The 21,744-nt window shown below is 70.6% G+C and carries 19 protein-coding genes; 8 read left to right on the top strand and 11 right to left on the bottom strand.

The features are described 5' to 3' along the window. Positions 1–107: 107 nt before the first annotated feature. The gene (locus Q0Z83_RS05630) at positions 108–3,248 is read right to left on the bottom strand and encodes a BTAD domain-containing putative transcriptional regulator (RefSeq protein WP_317792717.1); all 3,141 of its coding nucleotides are present in this window, start codon (positions 3,246–3,248) and stop codon (positions 108–110) included. Continuing rightward, entirely contained in the window at positions 3,202–4,152 is a 951-nt protein-coding gene (locus Q0Z83_RS05625; protein ID WP_317792716.1) for an LLM class flavin-dependent oxidoreductase, read from the bottom strand. Before Q0Z83_RS05625 ends, Q0Z83_RS05630 begins: the two co-directional genes overlap by 47 nt. Positions 4,153–4,249: 97 nt before the next feature. On the opposite strand from Q0Z83_RS05625, the gene Q0Z83_RS05620 reads away from it, so the two are divergent. The 3 genes from Q0Z83_RS05620 to Q0Z83_RS05610 all read left to right on the top strand — a co-directional run bounded on the left by Q0Z83_RS05620 (position 4,250) and on the right by Q0Z83_RS05610 (position 6,000). Beyond that, positions 4,250–5,101: a helix-turn-helix transcriptional regulator gene (locus Q0Z83_RS05620; RefSeq protein ID WP_317792715.1), complete on the top strand. Its 852-nt coding sequence runs from the start codon at positions 4,250–4,252 to the stop codon at positions 5,099–5,101. 162 nt (positions 5,102–5,263) lie between these two features. Continuing rightward, complete coding sequence (locus Q0Z83_RS05615) at positions 5,264–5,704, top strand: carboxymuconolactone decarboxylase family protein (protein WP_317792714.1); 441 nt, start codon at positions 5,264–5,266, stop codon at positions 5,702–5,704. A gap of 5 nt (positions 5,705–5,709) precedes the next feature. Beyond that, positions 5,710–6,000 (top strand): hypothetical protein, encoded by a 291-nt coding sequence (locus Q0Z83_RS05610; protein WP_317792713.1) that lies wholly within the window; start codon positions 5,710–5,712, stop codon positions 5,998–6,000. 26 nt (positions 6,001–6,026) lie between these two features. Here the strand turns inward: Q0Z83_RS05610 and Q0Z83_RS05605 are convergent, their stop codons facing one another. Together Q0Z83_RS05605 and Q0Z83_RS05600 are read right to left on the bottom strand one after the other, a co-directional pair. Next, a complete protein-coding gene (locus Q0Z83_RS05605; RefSeq protein WP_317792712.1) occupies positions 6,027–6,926 on the bottom strand; it encodes a DUF2199 domain-containing protein in 900 nt (299 codons plus the stop codon). Further along, a complete protein-coding gene (locus Q0Z83_RS05600; protein ID WP_317792711.1) occupies positions 6,916–7,377 on the bottom strand; it encodes a hypothetical protein in 462 nt (153 codons plus the stop codon). Before Q0Z83_RS05600 ends, Q0Z83_RS05605 begins: the two co-directional genes overlap by 11 nt. 246 nt (positions 7,378–7,623) lie before the next feature. Between Q0Z83_RS05600 and sigK the strand changes: the two genes are divergently transcribed. The 3 genes from sigK to Q0Z83_RS05585 all read left to right on the top strand — a co-directional run bounded on the left by sigK (position 7,624) and on the right by Q0Z83_RS05585 (position 10,013). Then, positions 7,624–8,238: an ECF RNA polymerase sigma factor SigK gene (gene sigK / locus Q0Z83_RS05595; RefSeq protein ID WP_317792710.1), complete on the top strand. Its 615-nt coding sequence runs from the start codon at positions 7,624–7,626 to the stop codon at positions 8,236–8,238. Then, complete coding sequence (locus Q0Z83_RS05590) at positions 8,235–8,984, top strand: anti-sigma factor (protein ID WP_317792709.1); 750 nt, start codon at positions 8,235–8,237, stop codon at positions 8,982–8,984. The genes sigK and Q0Z83_RS05590 overlap by 4 nt, the downstream gene beginning before the upstream one ends. A 192-nt stretch (positions 8,985–9,176) precedes the next feature. After that, positions 9,177–10,013, top strand: a complete 837-nt coding sequence (locus tag Q0Z83_RS05585) for a serine/threonine-protein kinase (RefSeq protein WP_317792708.1) — start codon at positions 9,177–9,179, stop codon at positions 10,011–10,013. 65 nt (positions 10,014–10,078) lie between these two features. On the opposite strand, the gene Q0Z83_RS05580 is transcribed toward Q0Z83_RS05585, so the two are convergent. Together Q0Z83_RS05580 and Q0Z83_RS05575 are read right to left on the bottom strand one after the other, a co-directional pair. Then, entirely contained in the window at positions 10,079–11,788 is a 1,710-nt protein-coding gene (locus tag Q0Z83_RS05580) for a galactose-binding domain-containing protein (RefSeq protein ID WP_317792707.1), read from the bottom strand. A 278-nt stretch (positions 11,789–12,066) separates the two neighbouring features. Next, positions 12,067–12,228, bottom strand: a complete 162-nt coding sequence (locus Q0Z83_RS05575) for a hypothetical protein (protein WP_317792706.1) — start codon at positions 12,226–12,228, stop codon at positions 12,067–12,069. A gap of 324 nt (positions 12,229–12,552) precedes the next feature. On the opposite strand from Q0Z83_RS05575, the gene Q0Z83_RS05570 reads away from it, so the two are divergent. After that, positions 12,553–13,671: a helix-turn-helix domain-containing protein gene (locus Q0Z83_RS05570; RefSeq protein ID WP_317792705.1), complete on the top strand. Its 1,119-nt coding sequence runs from the start codon at positions 12,553–12,555 to the stop codon at positions 13,669–13,671. On the opposite strand, the gene Q0Z83_RS05565 is transcribed toward Q0Z83_RS05570, so the two are convergent. After that, complete coding sequence (locus tag Q0Z83_RS05565) at positions 13,651–14,286, bottom strand: TetR/AcrR family transcriptional regulator (RefSeq protein ID WP_317792704.1); 636 nt, start codon at positions 14,284–14,286, stop codon at positions 13,651–13,653. The two genes, Q0Z83_RS05570 and Q0Z83_RS05565, sit on opposite strands and share 21 nt — an antisense overlap. A 296-nt stretch (positions 14,287–14,582) precedes the next feature. On the opposite strand from Q0Z83_RS05565, the gene Q0Z83_RS05560 reads away from it, so the two are divergent. Next, on the top strand, positions 14,583–15,221 hold the full coding sequence (locus tag Q0Z83_RS05560) for a DsbA family oxidoreductase (protein WP_317792703.1): 639 nt from the start codon (positions 14,583–14,585) through the stop codon (positions 15,219–15,221). 41 nt (positions 15,222–15,262) lie between these two features. On the opposite strand, the gene Q0Z83_RS05555 is transcribed toward Q0Z83_RS05560, so the two are convergent. The 4 genes from Q0Z83_RS05555 to Q0Z83_RS05540 all read right to left on the bottom strand — a co-directional run bounded on the left by Q0Z83_RS05555 (position 15,263) and on the right by Q0Z83_RS05540 (position 21,630). Next, positions 15,263–15,889 (bottom strand): hypothetical protein, encoded by a 627-nt coding sequence (locus Q0Z83_RS05555; protein WP_317792702.1) that lies wholly within the window; start codon positions 15,887–15,889, stop codon positions 15,263–15,265. A gap of 213 nt (positions 15,890–16,102) precedes the next feature. Next, positions 16,103–18,337 carry a putative bifunctional diguanylate cyclase/phosphodiesterase gene (locus tag Q0Z83_RS05550; RefSeq protein ID WP_317792701.1) on the bottom strand — a complete coding sequence of 745 codons (2,235 nt, stop codon included), beginning with the start codon at positions 18,335–18,337 and terminating at the stop codon, positions 16,103–16,105. Between the two features lie 95 nt (positions 18,338–18,432). After that, entirely contained in the window at positions 18,433–20,700 is a 2,268-nt protein-coding gene (locus Q0Z83_RS05545) for a M4 family metallopeptidase (protein WP_317792700.1), read from the bottom strand. 228 nt (positions 20,701–20,928) lie between these two features. Beyond that, complete coding sequence (locus Q0Z83_RS05540) at positions 20,929–21,630, bottom strand: GNAT family N-acetyltransferase (RefSeq protein WP_317792699.1); 702 nt, start codon at positions 21,628–21,630, stop codon at positions 20,929–20,931. Positions 21,631–21,744 lie beyond the last annotated feature (114 nt).

Here is a 21,744-nt window from a genome sequence, read left to right as displayed (position 1 = left end):
CGTCTCCGCACTGCTTCCCGCATGCTCACCCTGATCGAGGGCGGATCACACGTTCCAGGGCAGAAGACCCTCGTCGCCGGTGTCGCGGATCGCCGGGTCGATGCCTGTCACATGGCCGACGTCGAACGGCCACCCAGCTGACCGGCATCGCGTTCGAGCAGGAAACGCACGAAGTCCTGAACGTCGCCGGCCACCCGGTAGGCGTAGTCGTCGCCCTCCATCGCGTCGATGAAATAGACCGCGCCCGACTCCGTGTCGAGGACGTAGTCGTTGCCGCAGCCATCGCCCGCCACCGGAATCCGGCCCTGGCGTGGCCAGTCGTCGCACGAGTCGAGCCGCTCCAAGACCTCGCCGATCCCGTGGATCCCGCCGGGGCCGACCGTCGCCCCGTCGCAGACCCGCAGCCAGGACACATACGACAGCGGCAGTGGCATCGGATATCGCGCGGCCAACCGCCCGATCTCCTCCTCGGTGGCTCCACGAACCGGCTCGAAATCGTCGGGCGCCCGCTGCGCCCGGGCCAGCAACACCAGTAGCCGGGCGTCGCCGGCCTCGGGCACACCCAACTCGTGGTAGAGCCGTTCGGCCGCCAGCGCCTGGTCGGCGGCCGGTATCCAGTCCGCAAGGGCGAGGTGGGCACGCGCCAGGCCGTACCGCGCCCGGGCCTGTTCCGGCCGGTTACCCGCGGTCTCGGCAAGCGCTACGGCGGTCTCGTGCCCGGTCCGGGCCCGCGCGGGATCTCCGGTGGCCAGAGCGGCCTCGCCGAGCCCGTTGTGTGCGGCCGCCCCTTCGCTCCGGTTGCCCATCGCGCGGTAGAGGTCACCGGCTTCCCGGTGCCGGGCCGACGCCTCCCCCGGCCGGCCCTGATGCCGCAGCAGAAGCCCGATCTGGTTGAGAACCCGCGCCTCGCCCAACGGGTTGGCATCCTTACGGTGCATGGCGAGCGCCAGATCGAGGTGGCGGCGGGCCTCGTCGTGCCGGCCCAGCCGATCGAGGATCATGCCGAGGTCGCCGAGCACGAACGCCTCCCGGGACCGGTCACCGGCGACCCGAGCCAGGTCGAGGGCCTCTTTCAGGCAGCTCTCCGCCCGCTCGGTCTCGCGATGCCGCCAGGCCACGTCCCCGAGCGCGTGCATGGCCAACGACCGCGGGAACTCGTCGGAGGCCACCGTGAGAGCCTGACCGGCGAAGACGCGCGCCTGCTCGTAGTCGCCGCGCCGCCAGTGGGTCCAGGCCAGGTCGGCGAGCGCGTGGCCTTCCACCGTGGCGTCGCCGTTGGCACGACCCCGGGTCAGCGCGATGGTGTGCAGGGTGACGGCGTCGTCGTGGTGGGCCTGCCGATCCAGATACGGCCGGAGCGCGTGCGCGAGGTGGCCGACACAGACCCGTGGGCCGTGCACGACCGTGGCGATGATGTTGCCGCGCTCGGCGTCGAGCCAGCCGATCGCCTCACCCGGCCCCGCGATCGGCTCGATCGGCGTGAGCACCGGAGGCAGGCCGGGGCGGTCGCCGATGTTTCCGGGGTAGAGCTGCCGCACCGCCGACCGGGACCGGTGCAGGTAGTGCACGAGCAACCGCATCACCGCACCGTCCTCGGCCGCCAGTGTGCGGGCGTGCTCACGCAGCAGGTCATGCATGGTGTAGCGACCGGGCTCGCGCTGCACCAGCATGTGCGTGTCGAGCAGGCCCTCCAGTAGGTCCTCCGCCTCGATCACCGGCAGGTCGGCGAGGGCGGCCGCGGCCTGCGGCTCGATGTCACGGCCGGGGGCGAGACCGAGAAGGCGGAACATCCGCTGCTCCGGCTCGGCCAGATGCTCGTAGGAAACGGTGAACGCGGCCGTGACGCTGCGCTCGGCGGTGGCCAGATCAGCCAGGCGGAGGCGGCCGGCCAGGTAGGCGACCGTCCACCGAGGGCGGTGCTGCAACCGTGCGGCGGCGAGCCGGATGGCCAGCGGCAGATGCCCGCACAGATCGAGCACCTCCCGGACCGCGTCGGGCTCGGCGGCGGCCCGCTCCCCCACGATGCTCCCGAACAGGGCGGTCGCATCGTCGGCGGGCAGCACGTCCACGGAGAATGCACGGGCGCCGTCGATGTCGATCAGCCGACGCCGGCTGGTGATCAGCATCAGGCTGTCGGAGGCCCCCGGCAGCAGCGGGCGCACGTGCGCCTCGTCCGCGGCGTTGTCGATCACCACGAGCACTCGACGGCGTCGCGTCTCGGCACGCCACAGCGCGCTTCGCTCCTGCTCCGTACGCGGAATCTCGGTGACCCCGAGCTGCCGCAACAGGATCTCCAGCGCTGCGGGGGCGGCAACCGGATCCTGACCCGCGGTGTTCGCCCGCAGGTCGACGAAAAGCTGCCCGTCCGGGAAGCCGTCGGCCAGCCGGTGCGCGGCCCGGACCGCCAGGGTCGTCTTCCCGACCCCGGCCATCCCGTCGATGGTGACCACGTTCTGTGGGAAGCCAGGCCGGATCGCGTCGAGCTCGGCGCCACGGCCGGCGAAGTCGGGTAGGTCGTAGGGCAGGAACCCGGATCGGCCGGTGGGCGGGCCACCGGCGAGGACCGTCTTCTCCAACTCGAGGAAACCGGAACCCGGATCGAGGCCCTGCTCCTCGGCGAGTGCCGCTCGGTAGGCCCTGGCCGCGGCCAGGGCGTCGGCCTGCCGGCCCGATCTGTGCAGGGCGAGCACGAACTGCCCGGCCAGCCGCTCCCGCAACGGATCGGCGGCGACGTGACCGGCCAACTCGTCGACGACCGCGGCATGCCGGCCGGCCTCCAACTGCGACTCCATCAGCCGCTCCACGGCGGTGAGTCGCCTGTCGTCCAGAAGCGCACGGGCGCTCGCCACATACCCGCCGTGCACGTCGGCGAGCGCCTCACCGTGCCAAAGGTCGAGTGCCTCCCGGAACCGGCCGGCCGACACCAGGTCGTCGAACTCACGGACGTCGAGCCGCCCGCTCTCGGGGACAACCGTGTAGCCGCCCGGACGAGTCTCCAGCACCCCCTCGGCACCGGCCGTCCGCAGTGCCCGACGCAGGGCGGTCACCGCGGCGTGAATCTGCGACCGGGCCGTCTCCGGCTGGTCGTAGCCCCACATCGCGTCGATCAGCCGATCCATGCTGATCACCCGTCCGGCGTGCAGCAGCAGATAAGCCAGAACCGCCCGGTGCCGTGGGGCGACACCCGTCACCACTCCGCGGTCAGACACGATCTGCACCGGGCCCAGGAGCCGGAAGGTCAGGGCCACGCCGCGAATCTACCGCCTCGCGGACCGCCGGGACGATCTCCGTCGACCAGCGGGTGAGCGAGGCCGGATCGGGAGCGCCGCCGGACGCGGAGAACAGCAGGAACCCGGTGGCGCCGTGCTCCAGGACGGCCGACGTCAGCTCCTCGATCCATTGGCCGGTGGAACCCCCGACCCACCGGCCGTCCCGGTCCCGCGGGGCCGCCAGTGACCGCTCGGTGATGCGCCCGGGAAGGTTGAACACCGTGCGGATCTGCTGTGGATCGCGGCCCACGGCCGCCGCCGCCTCGTCGATGACCGGCCGTGAGCTGCGATAGCGGTCGCTGAGCCAGTCAGCCGCGTGGCCGGGGATCCAGCCGTCGGCGACTCGGCCGGTCACGGCCAGGGAACGCCTGCCGACCGAGCCGGTCCACACCGGAGGCGCCGCGACGGGAGCCGGCTCGATGCCCTCCACCCGGTAGTGGCGGCCGTGGTGGGTGACCGGCGAGCCCCCACCGGACAGTTTTCGCACCAGGACGATCGCCTCCTCCAAGGCGTCGACGGCCTCGCGCGGCGTCAGCCGTGGCACACCCATGTCACTGATCCGGTCCCACAGGCCGCCGGCGCCCATGCCGAGCACGACGCGGCCGCCGGAGACGGCGGACAGTGACGTCACCGTGCGAGCCAGCACGGCCGGCGGCCGGGTGGGCAGATTGGTGACATTCGCAAAACCGGCCAGCCTCTGGGTGGCGCCGAGCACGAACGCGATCGTCGCGTAGGCGTCCAGCCGCCGGCCCAGGTAGGGATGGTCGGACAGGGAGAAGACATCGAGGCCGTCCCGGTCGGCCTGCCGGACCATCCGGAGCAACTCCGGACCCTCGCCGATGTCGGTGTGTGCCCCGAACCCGAAGACGATTCTCTCGTTCATGCCTCGAGACTGCCCCGGCCGGAATCCGTTGTGGAGGCCCCGCTGATAGGGGTACCAGGAGGGACACCTTGAGGGTCCGAGGCGTTGTTACGGTCGGATGGTGAGCGAAAACGAACTCGGATTGTTCCTGCGGACCCGCCGGGAGGCGATCACTCCGGCCGAGGTCGGGCTGCCCGCCGGCCCACGCCGGCGTGCCCCAGGTCTGCGCCGCTCCGAGGTCGCCGCCATCGCCCGGGTCAGTGTGGAGTATCTGACCCGTCTCGAGCAGGGTCGTGACCGCCGGCCGTCGCCGCAGGTGCTGTCGGCCCTCGCGGGTGCTCTGCTCCTGTCAGCCGGCGAGCGGGCCCATCTGCTGCGGCTGACGAAGGCGTCCGATCCGGGTTACAACTGCCTCGGCGGCACCGCTCTACCGGCCCGCACGGTGCGCCCGACCGTCCGAGCGGTGCTCGACCGGCTCGATCCGACGCCGGCGGTGCTGCTCAACCGGCTCGGTGACGTCCTGGCCCATACCTCGGGATATGAGCAGTTGATGGGTCCGATCGGCCTGCTGGATCCGCCGCAGCCGAATGTGGCTCGGTTCGTCCTCACCGATGAGCGGGCCCGCGCCGCCTATCCCGATTGGGAGCGGGTCGCCGACGAGGAGGTCGCGGCACTCAAACAGGGGCCGTTCCGGGCTGATCCACACATCGCCGCGCTGGCCGACGATCTCACCGTCACCGCCGGGGAGGTCTTCACCCGGCGGGTCGAGACGGTGCCCGGGCTGCCGGGTGCCAGCGGCGTGGTCCAGCTGGCGCACCCGGCGGCGGGCCGGTTGCGGCTGGCCTACGAGGTGCTGGAGCTCGCCGCCGATGACGATCAGCGGATGGTGGTCCTGCTGCCCGCCGACACCGAGACGGGGGCCGCGCTCGACCGGCTCCGGACACAACCACTGCAGCTACTGGCCGGCTGACCAGCCAGAAACCGAAGGAAAGGCCCGGAGGCGGGCACGCGATGGGTGGCCGCACGGCCGCCCATCGCGGACGCATCGCCGATGTATCAACCCGGTCGGACAACCTCGAAGGCACCAGAACGACACACGCATTCGAGGAGTGAGAGAACGATGCAGGCACGGATGAAGAACGCAGTGGTGCTCATCCCGGCGGCCATGCAGCCGATCCAAGGGCTGATCAAGGCGGCTCATTCGCAGGGTGTTCCGCAGGAGCTGCTGGACCTGGTGCACCTGCGGGTCAGCCAGATCAACGGGTGCAGCTTCTGCGTCGACGGCGGGCTGAAAAGCCTGCGCAAGCTCGGCGTCAGCGACGATCGGATCGGTCTGGTGGCGGCCTGGCGGGAGACGCCGTATTACACCGACGAGGAGCGGGCCGCGCTGGCCCTGGCCGAGTCGGTCACCCGGCTCGCCGACCGGGCGGATGCCGTCCCGGACGACGTATGGGACGCGGCGGCCGACCACTTCAATGCGGAGCAGTTGGCCTCGATCCTGCTGTGGATCGCGGTGACGAACCTCTTCAACCGTCTCAACGCCCCGATCCGCCAGATCGCCGGCGCCTGGTGAGCGCCATGACCGCGGTTCGGGCACACACCTACACCGTCGACCCGGCCGACCTGGAGGAGTTCCTGGCCCGGCGGGCCTCACTGATCGGCACGGTCCGGGAGACCCACCCGGGGCTCACGGCGACCGTGCTGGTGCGGCTGGACGACGACACCTACACCGATACCTGGTACTGGGCGAGCGAGGTCCAGCTGCGGGCGGCTCTGGCGGCGATCGCCACCTTCCCGGAGGCGCCGCTGGCCATGGCCCTGACCAGGGACGCGACGGCACGCAACGGTCTGGTGGTCGACCGGAGATGAGAGGAGCACCGGGGCCGGGGAGGGCGTCAGCCGTGGTGGCGCAGGGAACGCCAGGTCTCCTGCGCCCACGCCAGATCGGCCGGGACGTCGTACATGCAGATGACGCAGGCGATCGAACCGGGCACGGCCGCGTAGCCGAAGAACTCGTACTGAGTCCGGCCCCGGACCTGGGTGGTCAGCCAGAAGGCGTGGTATCGGACGTCGCGATGCGTTTCGGTGGACTCGCCGTCACGCTGGGCGGGCGCGCCGTCGGTGAACCGTGCGATGGCGCCGTCCGCCCCGGCCTCCGGCGGTGTGTTGAACATGTCGAGGACCACCGTGCGGCCGGGGCCGACGAACCGGAACTCGTCGCCCCGCCGGCGTGGGGCCAGCCCGGCGGTCCGCAGGATCGACCAGTCCGTGGTGATGCGCTCGCGCACGGTCACGGGCAACGCATCCGCGATCCGGCTCAGCACATCGTCGCGGTCCCACACCTCGTTGAGGACCCGCCACAACAGGGTTCCCTCGGGCGCCGACAGGTAGGGCAGGCTGTCGGCGTCGCGGATCGCGGCGCTCGCCGGTTCCCCGTAGATCTCCGTGAAGGGCTGGATCGCGTTGGCCATCTCGCCGGTGAGGGTCAGGTTCGGGTATTCGGCGGTCTGCCAGATCTCGCGGGCGTGCCGGAACTGTTCCGCGGGCACCTTGAGCCACGCCGAGTACGTGAGACGACCGCCGCCGGTGAGCCGGATCGGCATGAGGCAGCGGATGAAGGCGCCGATCCCGTCGGCTTCCCGCAGGCTTCGGCCGCCCCGGACCTCGGCCCGCTGCTCCTCGGTCAGAGCCAGGATCGGGTCGGCGTCGACGATCCGGACGTCGAAGTCCAGCGGGTCGAGCGGGGCCGCACAGCAGGAGCAGCCGGTCGGGTGGCCGACGGTGTCAGAACTCATCGACGCGTCCGCGCTGGTCGAAGCAGGTGGTGTCGATCGCCAGTTTGATCAGTTCACGAGCGGTGGCGTGGTCGGTGGCTTCGGCGTCGAGGGTGCCGAGACCGCGGGTGGTGTCCACGATCTCGTCGGTGGTCTTCCCGGCGGCGAGACCGGCGCAGGCGGTGTCGGCGATCGCCTGGATGTCCGCGTCGCTGCGGTCGGCGGCGATCTCCGCGAGTCGGGCCCGCACCACGTTGACGAACTCGCCCGGCTGCCCGCCGGCCGACGAGGCGCCCGACTGCCCGCCGGCCGACGAGGCGGTGGAAGCGGAGGAGACGGTCGGCGAAGGCGACGAGGCAGCCGGCGAGGACGGCGAGGCATCACGCGAGGACGGCGGGGAGGAACCGGAATCCGTACAACCGGCCATCAGGAACAGTGCCACCATCGCGACCGAAATCGGCCATCTAGTCATCATCGCCCCGCCCCTGCCCGTCCAAGATCCCACGAGCCTAGACCAGCGTCGCCGCACGTCCGACGGACTGTCGGTCCAGAAGAAAGCGCCGACGGGGCCGGGCTGACGCCGTGGGGAAGGAGGGCACGGGATCGGGCCGTGACAGGGGTGGCTCGCGCGTGGTAGCCACATGGCAGAAATTGCACCCATCCGCGGCCGGGGTGGCTCCGAACCCCACCCGGACGAGTCGATGCGGGATGGAGAACGATGGCAGAGCGTGGCGTCGGGGATCGACCGGAGTACCTGACTCCGGTTCCGGCCCCGGAGACGGTGCCGGATGCCGGGCTGTTGCTGGCGTCGGTGGCGCGCGGCGACGAGAAGGCGTTCGGCAGGCTGTACGACCTGGTCGCGCCACGCGTCTACGGCCTGGTCAGGCGGGTGCTGCGGGATCCGGCCCAGGCCGAGGAGGTGGCACAGGAGGTCCTGGTGGAGATCTGGCGTACCGCGGCCCGCTGGGATCCGGACCGGGGTTCGGCGACCGCCTGGATCTTCATGATCGCGCACCGGCGGGCGGTGGACCGGGTGCGTGCCGAACAGGCCGCCGGTGACCGGGTGGCCCGGGTCGGCGCCGCCTCGGTGGACACCCCGTACGACGAGGTCGCCGATGAGGTCGCGGTTCGCCTGGAACGTCAGCAGGTGCGGCACTGCCTGCAGGTGCTGACCGAGGTGCAGCGTGAGGCGGTGACCTTGGCGTTCTATCAGGGCCACTCGTATCCGCAGGTCTCCGAGCTGCTGAGAGTGCCGTTACCGACGGTGAAGAGCAGAATGAGAGATGGTCTGATCAGGCTTCGGGACTGCCTGACCCCGGAGGTGGCGGCATGAGCGCCCCCCACGAGAAGAGCGACGTCCACTCGCTGATCGGTGCCTACGTGCTCGACGCGCTCGATGACATCGACCGGGCCGCGTTCGATCGTCATCTGCGTGACTGCGAGTCGTGCCGCCTGGAGGCGGACGAGTTGTTCGAGGTGACCGCCCGGCTCGCCGACGGTGCCTGGTCGGTTCCGCCGCCGCGACTGCGTGACAACGTGCTGGCCGAGATCAGCAACACCCGCCAGCTGCCGCCGGCGATTCCGGCGCGCGCTCAGCCCCGGTCCCGGCGCGGTCTGCGCCTGGTCGCCGCGGCCGCCGCGGTCGTCGCCGCGGTCGGAGCCGGCGCGGCCGTTTATCAGATTCAGGATGAGCGGGTACGGGACGCGCAGTCCCGCCTCGAGGCGGCGCAGGCGAGCGAGGCACGAGTCCGGTCGATCCTCGGCGCTCCAGATGTGCAGACGCGTTCCGAGCAGCTGAAAAGCGGCGGTCGGGTGACCGTGTCGAGTTCCCGGCTGCAGAATGCGGGAGTGATCATGCTCGCCGCTGACAGCGCTCCGGCCGCGGGCCGCGTCTATCAGATGTGGACGATCCAATCGGGCGCACCGGCCTCGGCGGGCGCGCTGCGCGAGGGCCAGTCGGCGGCCGTGCAGGTCGTCGAGGGCTTGCCCGCGATGTCGAACGTCGGCATCACCATCGAGCGAGCCCCCGAGTCGGCGACCCCGACGGCCCCGCTGGACGCACTGGTGAATCTGGCCTGACCATGCACCGATCCGCGACCGAACCGGCTCCGAATCCCTCCCGACGGCGAAGGGATCCCAGCCGAGGGCAGAAGGATCCCTGCCACCGACGAGGAGGCCTCGCCGACAGCGAGGGGTCCCGGTCGGCTAGGGCGGGGTTCGCACCGATGGCGCGAGGGTTCCCCTGTCGACGACGAGATGGGGGTTGTTCAGATGGCCGGGGAGCTGGGTGGTCGTTATCGGCTGCTCGAGGTGATCGGGTCCGGTGGGATGGGCCGGGTCTGGCGGGCCGACGACACGCTGCTGCAACGTACCGTCGCGATCAAGGAGGTGGCCGGGTCGTGCGGCCCGGTGCGGGAGGCACGGGCCGCCGCCCGCCTGGATCATCCGGGTCTGGTGCGGGTCTACGACGTGTTCACCACGGAGGACCGGTCGTGGATCGTGATGGAGCATGTGCCGTCCCGTTCGCTGCACCGGGTGGTCACCGACGGCGGTCCGCTGCCGCCGGACGAGACGGCCCGGATCGGGCTGTGGATGCTGTCGGCACTGGGCAGCGCGCACGCCGCCGGGGTGCTGCATCGCGACGTCAAACCGGACAACGTGCTGCTCACCGGCTCGGGAACCGGGGCGGCAATGGGGAACCGGGTGGTGCTCACCGACTTCGGACTGGCCATGATCAGCGGCGACGGCCCCGATCCGCGGCTCGGCTCCCCCGGCTACATCGCTCCGGAGCGGCTGCTCTCCCGGGAGGCGGGTGCGGCCGGGGACCTCTGGTCGCTCGCGGCGACGCTGTACTTCGCGGTCGAGGGCCGTTCGCCGTACACGCGTGGGGACGGCGGTACCGCGCTGCGGGCGATGATCAGCGAACCGCCGGATCCCCCGATCCTGGCCGGTCCGCTGACGTCACTGCTGCTCACGGTGCTGGTCCGGGACCCGGCACGACGCCCGTCGGCAGCCGTGATCGAAAGGGACTTGAGAGAGGTCCTCGACCCGCCGAGATTCACCCGCCGGCTGCGCCGGCGGGGACGGCAGACGACCCGGGCAGCATGACGGGTGAAAAACGGACGGGCGACGGCCCGAGCAGCCTTGCAGCTGCCCGGGCCGTGGTGAGGGGCCTACTGGTAGACGCGGACGTAGTCGACCAGCATCTGGCTGGGGAACGGGGTGGTGGCGTCGATCGGACCGGGGAAGTCGCCGCCGACCGCGAGGTTCAGGATCAGGTAGAACTTGTGGTCGTAGATCCACGGGCCGCGGGTGTTCTCCACGGTCTCCTTGGCGGCGTCGAAGACGAGCCGGCCGTCGAGGAAGAAGCGGATTCCCTTGCTGTCCCACTCGGCCGCCCAGACGTGGAAGTCCTGGGACAGGTCGACTGTCGCGTACTTCTGGCCGTACCCCCCGGCTCCGTTGTAAGCCGGCGCGTGCAGCGTCGAGTAAGCCTCGCTGGTGTTGCGGCCGAGAACCTCCATGATGTCGATCTCCCCGTTGTACGGCCACGGCCGCCCCTGCAGGAAGTCGTCACCCATCAGCCAGAACGCCGGCCACAGCCCGTTGCCCTTGGGCACCTTGACCCGGGCCTCGATCCGGCCGTATTGGACGCTGAACTTGTTGCCGGTGTTCATCCGGTGCGACGTGTACTGCCGGCCCTGGTAGTCCTGCCGGCGGGCCTCGATGACGAGCGAACCCGACCCGTTCATCGACGCGTTCTCGCTGTTGGGGGTGTAGTACTGGACCTCGCCGTTCTGCGGGACGCCCGGGTCGTACGTCCACTTCGCGGTGTCGGGTTTGCTGCCGGCCGCGCCGTTGAACTCGTCGGAGAAGACCAGCCGGGTGGCGGGGAAGACCGGGTCGGCGGGCTTGGCGGGCGGCGCGGTCGGGTTGCCGCCGGTGCCGTAGACGCTGAACTCCCAGAGCGAGTACCCGTAGGCGCTGCTGCGGGCGGTGCCGTACATCCGGACATACCGGCCGGTGCCGGTGGCGTTGATGACGTCCTTCAGACCGTCACCGGTGGTGGTGCTGTAGAAATTCGTCCAGTTGACGTTGTCCGGCGACACCTGGAGCTGGTAGCTGCGGGCGTAGGCCGGGTCCCACTGCAGGACGACCTGGCTGATCTGGGCGGTGGCGCCCAGGTCGACCGAGATCCAGCCCGGGTCGACCCAACCGTTCGTCGAGCTGGTGGCCCAGCGGCTGGCCGGGTCGTTGTCGAACGCCTTGTCCGGGCTGCACGGGTTGCAGTTGACGTCGTTCTGCCAGGTCGAGGCCAGCGCCGGCTTTCCGTAGGAGAGCAGCCGCGTGGTACCGGTCGGCGGGGCGTCCCCGGAGTAGACCTGGAACTCCCAGAAGGAGTATCCGTAGGCGTCCAGCGCCCGCTGCGTCAGGTTGATCCGCACATAGCGGGCGGTTCCAGAGACCGCGATGCTCTGCTGGCCTCCGGCGCCGGTCGTGGTGGCGTAGGCCTGGGTCCAGGTGCTGCCGTTGGCTGAGAACTGGATGTTGAACCCGCGGGCGTACGCGGCCTCCCAGTTGATCGCGATCCGGCTGACCGCGGTGGACGCGCCGAGGTCGACCTGGAACCACTGGGTGGCCGACCAGGTGCTGGCCCAGCGGGTGCCGTTGTTGCCGTCGACGGCCTCGGCCGCGAGGTAGGCGCCGGCCGCCTCGGTGGACGACGCGGTCGCCGCTTTGCCTTGCGAGACGAGCACTTCGGCGGCCGACGCGGGGCCGCTGGTCACCGCGACGAAGCCGGCCATCAGGCCGGCGAGACCAACGGCGAGAGCAATCCTTCTGGTACGGCCGGAGCGCGGCCGTTTTCGGGCAGGAGTGATCATGGGACGGGACTCCTCGGGGTGTGACGAAGCGGTTTCCAGCGGGGGAACAACCTGTGAAACCGCTCTCTTGCGAGCCACCGTGACAGCCCGTTAGAGGGGTGTCAATGGCTCCCGAAACCGGTTCCGGCACCGGTTCCGCGTTATCCCAGGTCAGGGCCGAGTCGCCAGCGAAGTTCCGGAACCAGACACCACAAGGACGCGACTCCATCCGGCGTCCTAATTGCTCCGATTTAGGCGATGAAAGCGCTCCATCACACCGCGCTGGCCGGCACCCATCCTTACTCGGCCTGCCACTGCCGCCCGACCATCCGGTTGAGCGTGTCACCGACGGCTGGTTCCGTCCCGGTCACCGGCGGCGGGATCCGGCCGGCCCGTCCGACCAGATCGTGATGGCGTTCCAGGCTCAGCAGCACGTCGGCGCGGGTTTCCAGAGCGGTCAACCGGGAGCGCCGTCAGACCGGCCACGGTGGGGACGGGCCAACTCCTCGTCGTGCCGGTCGGCGAGTGGCGTACCCCCGCCAAAGGGTCATCGCGCCGCTCGGAAGCCGCCGCCGGGCGGCCTGCGGTGAGTTGCGCCCGGCCCTGCTCGATGAGCTCGTGGAACCGGGATTCGTCCAGCTGATCGTCGGCCGCCGACAGCCGGTGCCGTCGGTGACGATCGCGGCCGGGTCGAGGACCGCACGGAGCCGGGCGACGGACACGCTGACCTGGGTGTCAAGCGTTCGGACAGCGGCCGTCAAGGGCGGAGGCGATTGGCTGCGCCGATGGACATGCACATGGTGATCAGCGGGGCCGCCGTAGTCTCGTCACCCGCCGACCTGGCCGTTCTGCTGCGCGGGCTACGGCAGCGACACGCGCGGTCCCGGCGGGCGCCGGTGCTCAGCTATCGCGAGCTGGCCGCCCGAACCGGCTGGTCGCATGGAATCATCGGCGCATACCTGACCGGGAAGGTGCTGCCGCCCGTCGACCGCCTCGACGAACTCGGCCGGCAACTCGGTGCCGCACCGGCCGAGTTGGGTGCTCTGGCGACCGCCCGCGAGCGGGTCGCCGACCAGCGGGCCTGTCCACCGGCCGGGCCGCCCCGGCAGCTGCCCGCGGCCGTACCCGGTTTCGTCGGCCGAACCGCGCTGTCGGCGATGCTCGACGTCGCGGCCGCCCCGCCCCGCGCGACCATCGAAGGCGACCCGGAGACGACGGGCGGGCCGGTGGTGCTGTCCGGACCGGCGGGGATCGGCAAGACCGCACTCGCCGTGCACTGGGCGCGTCGGAGCGCGGCGCTTTTCCCGGACGGCCAGTTGTGGGCTGACCTGCGGGGCAGCGGGCCTCGACCGGCTGATCCGGCGGTGGTGCTGGACCGCTTTCTGATCTCGCTCGGCGGATCCGTCGGCGGTGGGCTCGCCGGTGGCGACCTCACCGGCGGCTCCGTCGGCGAGACGGCCTACCGCACGGTGCTGGCGCAGCGGCGGGTGCTGGTGGTGCTGGACGATGCCGCCGGGCCGGACCAGGTGCGCCCGCTGCTGCCCGGCGGATCCGGCTGCCGCACGCTCGTCACGAGCCGGGCCCGGCTGACGGCGCTGGTCGCGATCGACGGCGCTCAGCCGCTGGCGGTGGACCCGATGGACCGGAACGAGGCCCGCCGGCTACTGGCCGCCCGCCTCGGCCCGGACCGGATCGCCGAGGATCCGGCCGGGACCGACGCCGTCCTGGCCGCCTCCGCCGGGCTCCCGCTCGCCCTGGCCGTCGCGGCCGCCCGGGTGCTGACGCAGCCCGGAATCGACCTGCTCACAGTGGCTCGGGAACTGGCCGCCGGTGATCTCCCGGCCGACGGCGACTGGAACCGGATCACGGAGATCGACCGGCTCTCAACCGGCCGCGGCGGTTGAGCCCTCGATCAGCAGATGGTTGATCTCCTGCGGGGTCATCGGGTCGGCCGGGAGCGGGTTGGCCGCCGAAGCACGCAGGCCGTCCAGCATGAAACCGACCGCCCGCCGCCACGAATCAGACCCCGAAGCGGCCGCGGACCGGGCCAGCGGCGCATGCGAGGCGAGAAAGAACAGCAGGTCGGCGGCGGTGAAGTCAGGCCGCAACGAGCCATCCCGCCGAGCCCGGTCGATGATCGACTCGGCGGCCGCATACGAGTTGTCACAGACCGCCATGAGGCGACTGGCATCCGGAAACCGGCGGGTCAACACATCGCCGAGAGCGGGGTCGGTGGCCTGCAGCTCACAGACCTCACCGACATAACCGGAGAAGCCCTGCCAAGGATCGTCGCAGGCCAGAGCCTTGCGCGCGGCGTCTCCGAGCCGGACCGCAGCCAGATCGGCGACCACCTCGTCGATCAGCGCCTCACGGGAACCGAACAGGTTGTAGAGCGTGCCGTGGCTCACCCCGGCGTGGCGGGCGATCTCCTTGACCGAAACCTGCAGACCGCGCACCTGGAAGAGCTCGGCCGCGGCGACCCGCAGTCTGGTCGCGTTGCGCTGTGCGTCCGCTCTCATGCCCCTCCGTAACTTGACCCCGCGGTCAAGATATCTGCTAATGTTGCCCGTACAAGTTGACCGCCGGGTCAGGATAGCGCGGCTGAGAGCAGCGCGGGTCAGGGCAGCGCGGCTGAGAGCAACGCGGGTCAGGGCAGCGCCGGTCAGGACAGCGCGGATCGGGATAGCGGAGGAGCGGCCGTGCCGGAGACACCAGCCGAGCAGATCGACGAGGAGATCCCCGTCGAGGAGCTGCCGCAGCTGATCATTCTGGAAGGCGCCGAGGACGCGCCCGTCTGCGAGAACGGAGTGTGCCTGTGAGCATCAGCATCGACGTCTGGTCCGACGTGGTCTGCCCGTGGTGCTACATCGGCAAACGGCGCCTGGAGACCGCGCTCGACAGGTTCGAGGACGCCGACGTCACCGTGACCTGGCACAGCTTCCAGCTCGACCCGACCATCCCCCAGGGCACCCGGGAGCCGGTCCACGAGATGCTGGCCAAGAAGATCGGCGCGCCGGCCTCCCAGGTGCGGGCGATGACCCACCAGGTCACGCAGCTCGCCGAGGCCGAGGGCCTGACCTACGACCTGGGTCACGCGATCTCGGTCAACACCCGCGACGCGCACCGGGTCGCTCACCTGGCCGACCAGCACGGCCTCGGCACAGAAATGCACGAGGCGCTGCTCAAGGCGCATCTGTCCGACGCTGCGGTGGTCGACGATCCGGAGACTTTGGTACGACTCGCGACCGCCGTCGGGGTCCCGGCGGACGAGGCGGCCGACGTGGTCGCCGGGACGAAATACGGCGCCGAGGTCGACGCCGACATCCGAAAGGCCCGCCAGCTGGGCATCAGCGGCGTCCCGTTCTTCCTGATCAACCAGAAGTACGGGATCTCCGGAGCCCAGTCGGCCGACGCGTTCCTCGGCGCCCTTCGCAAGGTCCACGCCGAAAGCTGACCGGCACGCGGGACGACACCGCGAGTTGATCGGTGCTCGGGTTACGCCGAGGGCCGGCCGGCGGACAGGCCGCTGAGGAAGTCGTCGGCGGCCGCGAGGACCCGGTCCAGTTCGTCCATGCCGCGCAGGCTCGTGAAGAGGAAGCTCGCCCGGCCGTCGACCACGTCGACGGCCGGGTTCTGGACCCGGGCGAGCGCGGCCAGCGGGTCACCGCCGATCATTGCGGCCAGGCTGCCGGAGATGTCGTAGCCGGCCTCGCCCCGTTGCGGATCGAGGCACAGGTCGCCGGTGAGTTCGGGCGCTTCCATGGTGACGACCATGGTCAGCACCGTGGTGCCGTGGTCGATCTCCAAGCGCGACTCGAAGCCGGACGGTACGACCGCGGCCAGCACCGCCACGCTGGCCTCCCGCTTCCGGAATCGCCCCCGGGCGGCGCCCCGCTGGCGTACGTCGGACAGCTGTCCCATCCGCCCCACCGGCACCGTCGGCTCGGACGCGGCGCCGTCCCAGGTCCAGCGTCGGGCGAGGGCCTGTTCGCGGAGCCGGCGCACGGACTGGCCGGACCGTTTCAGCGTGGTGGCCTCCTTGCCGGCCATTCCGAACGCCACGATCCCTTGCACGATCAAGGCCGCGAAGCCCACCATCGCACCGATGACTGCCCAGTCCACAGTTCCCCCTCAAGACCTGTCTCCCCTGGTCATCAGTACCAGACAAGGTCAATCACGTCGGACGTCCGGATGGGGAGCGTGGGGGTTCCCGGTCTGAGGACTTCCACTGTGCGGACGGGTGCGGCGCGGCTGATCGCCCGGCGGCACCGGCTCGAGGGCGCCGCCTCACGGAGACAAAGACGGGTGTGACCCCTGACGTGTGCATCGGTCCGATCAGCGAGTCGGATGATCGGCGAAACGGGAGACGGGAGTCTGAGCGGCGGCCGGTAGAGGTCTGCCGTACAGCCAGCCCTGGGCGAAGTCGCAGTCGTTGGCGCGCAGCCAATCCCGCTGGGTGGTGGTCTCGACGCCCTCGGCCACCACCCGGTGGCCCAGCGCGTGTGACATGGCCAGGACCGCGCGGACGATCGGCTCGTTCGGGCCGCCGTCGCCCACCCCGGTGATGAAGGCGCGGTCGATCTTGACGATGGAGACCGGCATCCGCTGCAGGTAACTGAGCGACGAGAAGCCGGTGCCGAAGTCGTCGATGCACAGGGTGACGCCGAGGTCCCGTAATTCGTGCAGGGTGCGCAGGCAGGCGTCCGGATCGTCCATGAACCCGGACTCGGTGACCTCCAGCCACAGCCCCTCCGGCGGGAGGCCGGTCCGGACCAGGATCTCCCCCACCCTTCCGGCGAGGCCGGGTTCGCGCAGCTGCCGTACGGCCAGGTTGACCGACACGTGCACGGGGGCCGTCTCGCGCCATTCCCGGGTGCGGGCCGCGGCCTCCTCCAGCAGCCACGCCCCGGCGGCGACGATGAGCCCGGTGTCCTCGGCGATCGGGATGAACTCGACCGGCGAGACCGGCCCCAGGGTGGGGTGGGTCCACCGCATCAGCGCTTCGAATCCGTCGATCTGTTCGCCGGCCAGGCGCACGAGCGGCTGGTAGTGGACGTCGAGCTGCCCCTGGTCGAGGGCGCCGCGCAGGGCGCGTTCGAGCGTGAACCGCCGCTGGAGGCGTTCGCGGAGGGGCGGGTCGAAGACGGCGTAGCGGTTGCGGCCGGAGTCCTTGGCCCGGTACATCGCCGTGTCGGCGTCCCGGAGCAGTTCCACCGCGCCGGTTCCGGCGCCCGCGGTGGCGATGCCGATCGACGCGGTGACGTCGACCGCCCCGACAGAGAGGGGCAGCGGCTCGTCCAGGGCCGCGAGCAGGCGTCCGGCCAGGGCTTCGGCCGCGGGATCGCCGACGGGTGCGGTCAGGGCGACCGCGAACTCGTCGCCGCCGGTCCGGCAGACCAGGTCGTCGGCGCGGACGGTGGCGACGATCCGGGCGGCGGCCGCGCGCAGCATCTCGTCGCCCACCTCGTGGCCCCAATGGTCGTTGACCAGCTTGAACCGGTCGAGGTCGAGGAGCAGCACGCTGACCTGGGTGTCCGGGTCGGTCCAGCGGGCCACGGTGGCGGCGAGCCGTTCCCGGTTGGGCAGGCCGGTCAGGGAGTCGTGTTCGGCACGCCAGCGGGCCTCCTGTTCGGCGCGGGCCCGGGAGTTGTTGGCCCGTACCACGCGAGCGACCACGACGCCGATCAAAGCCAGCGACAGCGTCGCCCGTACCAGCGAAAAGGTCTGACCTCGCGGCGGCGCAGCCACGCCGAGGATCGTCGGCACACACAGCGAAGCCGTGATCATGGCGGTGCGGCCGCGGCGCAGCACGTGCGAACGGGCCAGCACGCGTTCGGTGAGTACGGGCACGGTGGGATGCAGCACGCAGGCGGCGTTGGCGAAGTCGGCGGCCAGCACGAGGGCGCCCATGGTCTTCAGCGGGATGCCGTCCGCGCCCTGCACGAACCAGCCGCGGTTGGCCAGCACGATGTTCGCCGACAGCAGGGCCACGCCGCTGGCGACGAAGAACCACATCGCGGGGGCGCGGGTCCGGCCGAGCAGCAGCATCGGCAGGGCGATGGTCATCAGCATCGCCGCGGCCAGCGGCAGGGCCGCCGCGACCAGGTTCTGCCATCGGAGGTCGCCGCCGTCGATCCACGGTTCGACCCACAGCGACCACACCAGCAGCGCGGCACCGACGCCGATCAGTGCGGAGTCGACCCGGGCCGGGTCGTCGGCATTGGCCCGGGTCCGCCGGACCAGGTCGATCACACCGGCGGTGAGCAGCAGATAGATGGGGAGCAGGGCGATGTCCGGGAACATGCCGAGGACGGTGCCGCGCTCGGTGAGCACCCGCATCGACTCGCCGGTCAGGGAGACCACCATCGCGGCCAGGATGAACAGCCAGGGCCGGCGATGCCCGACCGGGACGTTGCGGCGGATGCCGACGGCCGCCGCGATCACGCAGACGAGGACACCGGCGAGGTACGCGTAGGTGGCGCCGGGTGGGTCGGCGACACCGACGAAGACGGCGACGGGTGCGCCGACGCTCAGCAGCACCCAGGAGGAGACGGCCCACCGGTCTCTCACATGTCTCGTATCGGTTCCTCGCCGCCGGGGCTTAGCGCGACTCCGCGGTCACCGCCCGAGAGCGATGACCGCGGAGCACGCCGTTACCGAAGGGATCAGAGGGTCAGGGTCCAGCTGTTGATGTAGCCGACGTCAGCCGAGGCGGCGTCCTGGACCCGCAGGTTCCAGGTGCCGTTCGGGGCGGTTTCGGACGACAGGTTGGCCGTGTAGGTGGTGTCGATGTTGTCGGCGCTGCCACCGCTGCGGTTGCGCAGCGTGTAGACGCTGCCGTCCGGAGCGACCAGGGAGACGACCAGGTCACCGACGTAGGTGTGAACGATGTGGATCTCGACGGTGCTGGACGCCGAGGCGGCGCGGGAGCAGCCGCTGATCGCGATCGGCGAGTTGACCGTGGCGTTGTCCGAGATCGTCACGTCGGTGGCGTTGGTGCCGGAGCAGCTGCCGCCGGCGCCGTTGACAGTCAGGGAGAACGTGGCGGTCTTGGTGGCCGCCGTGCCGGTGCCGGTGATGGTGATGGCGTAGGTACCGGGTGCGGCCGCGGTGGTGGTGGCCAGGGTCAGCGTGGAACCGGCGCCGGCGGTGACCGACGACGGGCTGAAGCTCGCGGTGACGCCGGCCGGCAGGCCGGAGGCGGTCAGAGCGACCGTCTGGGCGCTGCCGCTGGTGACGGCGGTGGCGATGGTGGCGGTGGCCGACGAGCCCGGGTTGACCGAGGCGCTGGTCGGGCTGGCGGTCAGCGAGAAGTCGTTACCGGTGGAGCAGGTGGCGTCGCTACCGGCCACGTTGACCGCGGTCCAGGCGGCCTGGACGGTCTTGTACTCGGTGGAGCACGAGCCGTACAGGTCGGTGGCGGCCCGCAGGGTGTAGGCGCGAGCCGTGTTGGCCAGGTTCGAGGCCAGGTAGTAGCGGGTGTTCGAGGTGAAGTACGAGTCGAGCGCGCGGAACCAGATCTTCTCGGCCTTGGCGCGGCCGATGCCGGTGACGGCCGGGGCCGAACCGCAGACCGGCGAGGTGCCGTACGCGGTGGCACCGGTGCCCTCGGCCAGGTTGAAGAAGAAGTGGTTGCCCGGGCCGGACGAGTAGTGCACGTCGATGCTGTTGGTGTTGGAGGCCCAGCAGCCGTGCGACGAGCCGTCCAGGGTCGGGTTGTACATGTATCGCAGCGGCGTGTTGTTGCCGTTGATGTTGATCTTCTCGCCGACCTGGTAGTCGCCCGGGTCCACGGTGGTGTTGGCGTAGAACTCGACCATGTTGCCGAAGATGTCGCTGGTGGCCTCGTTGAGACCGCCGGACTCGCCGGAGTAGGTGAGGCCGCCGGAGACGACCGCCTCGGTCACGCCGTGCGACATCTCGTGGCCGGCCACGTCGAGGGAGACGAGCGGGCGGGAGTTGCCGGAGCCGTCACCGTAGGTCATCTGGGCGCCGTCCCAGAACGCGTTGACGTACGCGTTGCCGTAGTGCACCCGGGACGGAACGCCCGCACCGGTGCCGAAGATGCCGTTGCGTCCGTGCACGTTCTTGAAGTAGTCGAACGTCTTGGCCGCGCCGAAGTGCGCGTCGACCCCCGCCGACTGGCGGTTGGAGGTCGCGCCGGTACCCCAGGTGTTGTCCGCGTCGGTGAAGGTGGTGCAGGTGCTGGTGCCGTTGTTCATGTCGCAGGTGCGGCCGTTGCCGTGCGACGGGTCGATCATGCTGTAGGTGGAACCGGACAGCGTGGTGTCGATGCTGACGGCGCCGGAGTAGACGCTGTTGCCGGTGCCGGCGACCGTCTCGATCTCGTCGAACTCGCCGATGTAGGCGCCGGTCTGCGCGTCGCTGATGACGTGCAGGCGGGACGGGGTCTGCTTGTCCGGGGCCCAGCCGCTGACGACGGTCTCCCAGGCCAGCCGGCCGGTGCCGGTGCTCGCGTCGACGAACAGTTCGGGCGTACCGGTCGCGGCACGGGTGCCCTCGAAGTTGGCCTCGGCGGTCTTGGTGGCCTTGGCCGCGCTGACCTTCGGGGTGACGCTCAGTGAGAGCGGGGACAGCAGGCCGACCGACGAGCCGTCGTAGGCGCCGCCCGGCTTGCTGTGCACGACGAAGTCGCCGCCGTAGACGCGCAGGCCGTGGTAGAGGCGGTCGTAGCGGACGTGCGAGGCGCCGTTGGCGTCCACCGTGGTCCGATACACCTTGTAGCTGTCGCCGTCGGCGGCCTCGATGTCGGCGGGACGGGCGGCGATGTGGGACTCCGCGCCGGCGACCGCCTGTGCCTCGGAGGGCGGCGCGACGGGCGACGGCGGTGCGGCTGAGGTGCTCGTGGCGGTGGCCACGAGCGCGCTGCCGACCAGCAGGGTGGCGCTGGTCAGCGCAAAGGCTCTCTTCACTCGGTTCCTCCCCGAACCTGATATTCACACATGACAATGTGTGGCCTCAGTATGGGGATCCCGTAACGATGCCCGTATATATCTCTCCGGTCATACCGTCGTGCGCTGTTTCCGGGGAATTAACGGCGAGAACCCCGGGAGAGCGTTCACCGGTGAACCGGATTCGCGACATCAGCGACTTACGCCGTTCCACCTCGGACGGGTACAGTCCTGCGCGTTCCGGCCACCTCAGGGGTTGCGGTCGGGGCTGGTCAGGACGGTGAACTGGCGCGTGCGGCGCAACTCGAAGCCGATCGACAGATAGAGCCGGATCGCGTTGACGTTCGAGGCGGCGGCGTGCATGAACGGGATCTCGCCCCGTTCCCGGATGTTGTGGGCGACCGCACGGACCAGCGTCGACGCCAGACCCAGCCCGCGGAACTCGGGATCGGTGCAGACCGCGCTGATCTCGGTGTAACCGGGCGGATGCAGGCGCTCGCCGGCCATCGCCACCAACCGCTCCCCCCGCCGGACGCCGAGGTAGGTGCCGAGGCGGTAGGTTTCCAGCTCGAACGGGCCGGGCTTGGTCCGGGCCACCAGATCCAACATCTCCGGGACGTCTGCCGCGCCGAGGACCACCAGGTCGGCGGAGGGTGCGGAGCGCAGTGCGGCGGTGGAGAGGAGTTGGACGCCCTCGCCGCGCACGTCGACGGTCCATCCGTCCGGCGGGGTGCCGATGTCGGCGGAGAGGAACGCCTGCCCGCGCCGCCCGACGAGGGTGTGCAGGTCGACCCACGCCTGTTCGTCCTGGACCGGAGGGATCGCCATGATCGGGGAGATCTCCGGGCGGTAACGCAGTGCCCGGCCGTCACCCTGCGCGAAGTGGGCGTGCGGGCCGGTCAATGAGGCCCAGGCGGCCTGGTCGAGGATGTGCACTCCGGTTTCGATCACGACAGCTCCCAAAGTCCACAAAAACTATAGGAGCAATATGCTATAGACCGAACCCTGGGAGCAAGAAGGCCCGGCCACCCTGAGGGCGGCCGGGCCGATGATCATACGGAGAGG

It is taken from the genome of Actinoplanes sichuanensis, assembly GCF_033097365.1.
Classification (GTDB): domain Bacteria; phylum Actinomycetota; class Actinomycetes; order Mycobacteriales; family Micromonosporaceae; genus Actinoplanes; species Actinoplanes sichuanensis.
This window is presented reverse-complemented; position numbering and strand designations above follow the sequence as displayed.

Excerpts from the sequence above, each read along its gene's own strand:
- Q0Z83_RS05625 (WP_317792716.1), bottom strand. The coding sequence starts at position 4,152 with ATGAACGAGAGAATCGTCTTCGGGTTCGGGGCACACACCGACATCGGC.
- Q0Z83_RS05620 (WP_317792715.1), top strand. The coding sequence starts at position 4,250 with ATGGTGAGCGAAAACGAACTCGGATTGTTCCTGCGGACCCGCCGGGAG.
- Q0Z83_RS05615 (WP_317792714.1), top strand. The coding sequence starts at position 5,264 with ATGAAGAACGCAGTGGTGCTCATCCCGGCGGCCATGCAGCCGATCCAA.
- Q0Z83_RS05610 (WP_317792713.1), top strand. The coding sequence starts at position 5,710 with ATGACCGCGGTTCGGGCACACACCTACACCGTCGACCCGGCCGACCTG.
- Q0Z83_RS05605 (WP_317792712.1), bottom strand. The coding sequence starts at position 6,926 with ATGAGTTCTGACACCGTCGGCCACCCGACCGGCTGCTCCTGCTGTGCG.
- Q0Z83_RS05600 (WP_317792711.1), bottom strand. The coding sequence starts at position 7,377 with ATGACTAGATGGCCGATTTCGGTCGCGATGGTGGCACTGTTCCTGATG.
- sigK (WP_317792710.1), top strand. The coding sequence starts at position 7,624 with ATGGCAGAGCGTGGCGTCGGGGATCGACCGGAGTACCTGACTCCGGTT.
- Q0Z83_RS05590 (WP_317792709.1), top strand. The coding sequence starts at position 8,235 with ATGAGCGCCCCCCACGAGAAGAGCGACGTCCACTCGCTGATCGGTGCC.
- Q0Z83_RS05585 (WP_317792708.1), top strand. The coding sequence starts at position 9,177 with ATGGCCGGGGAGCTGGGTGGTCGTTATCGGCTGCTCGAGGTGATCGGG.
- Q0Z83_RS05580 (WP_317792707.1), bottom strand. The coding sequence starts at position 11,788 with ATGATCACTCCTGCCCGAAAACGGCCGCGCTCCGGCCGTACCAGAAGG.
- Q0Z83_RS05570 (WP_317792705.1), top strand. The coding sequence starts at position 12,553 with ATGGACATGCACATGGTGATCAGCGGGGCCGCCGTAGTCTCGTCACCC.
- Q0Z83_RS05565 (WP_317792704.1), bottom strand. The coding sequence starts at position 14,286 with ATGAGAGCGGACGCACAGCGCAACGCGACCAGACTGCGGGTCGCCGCG.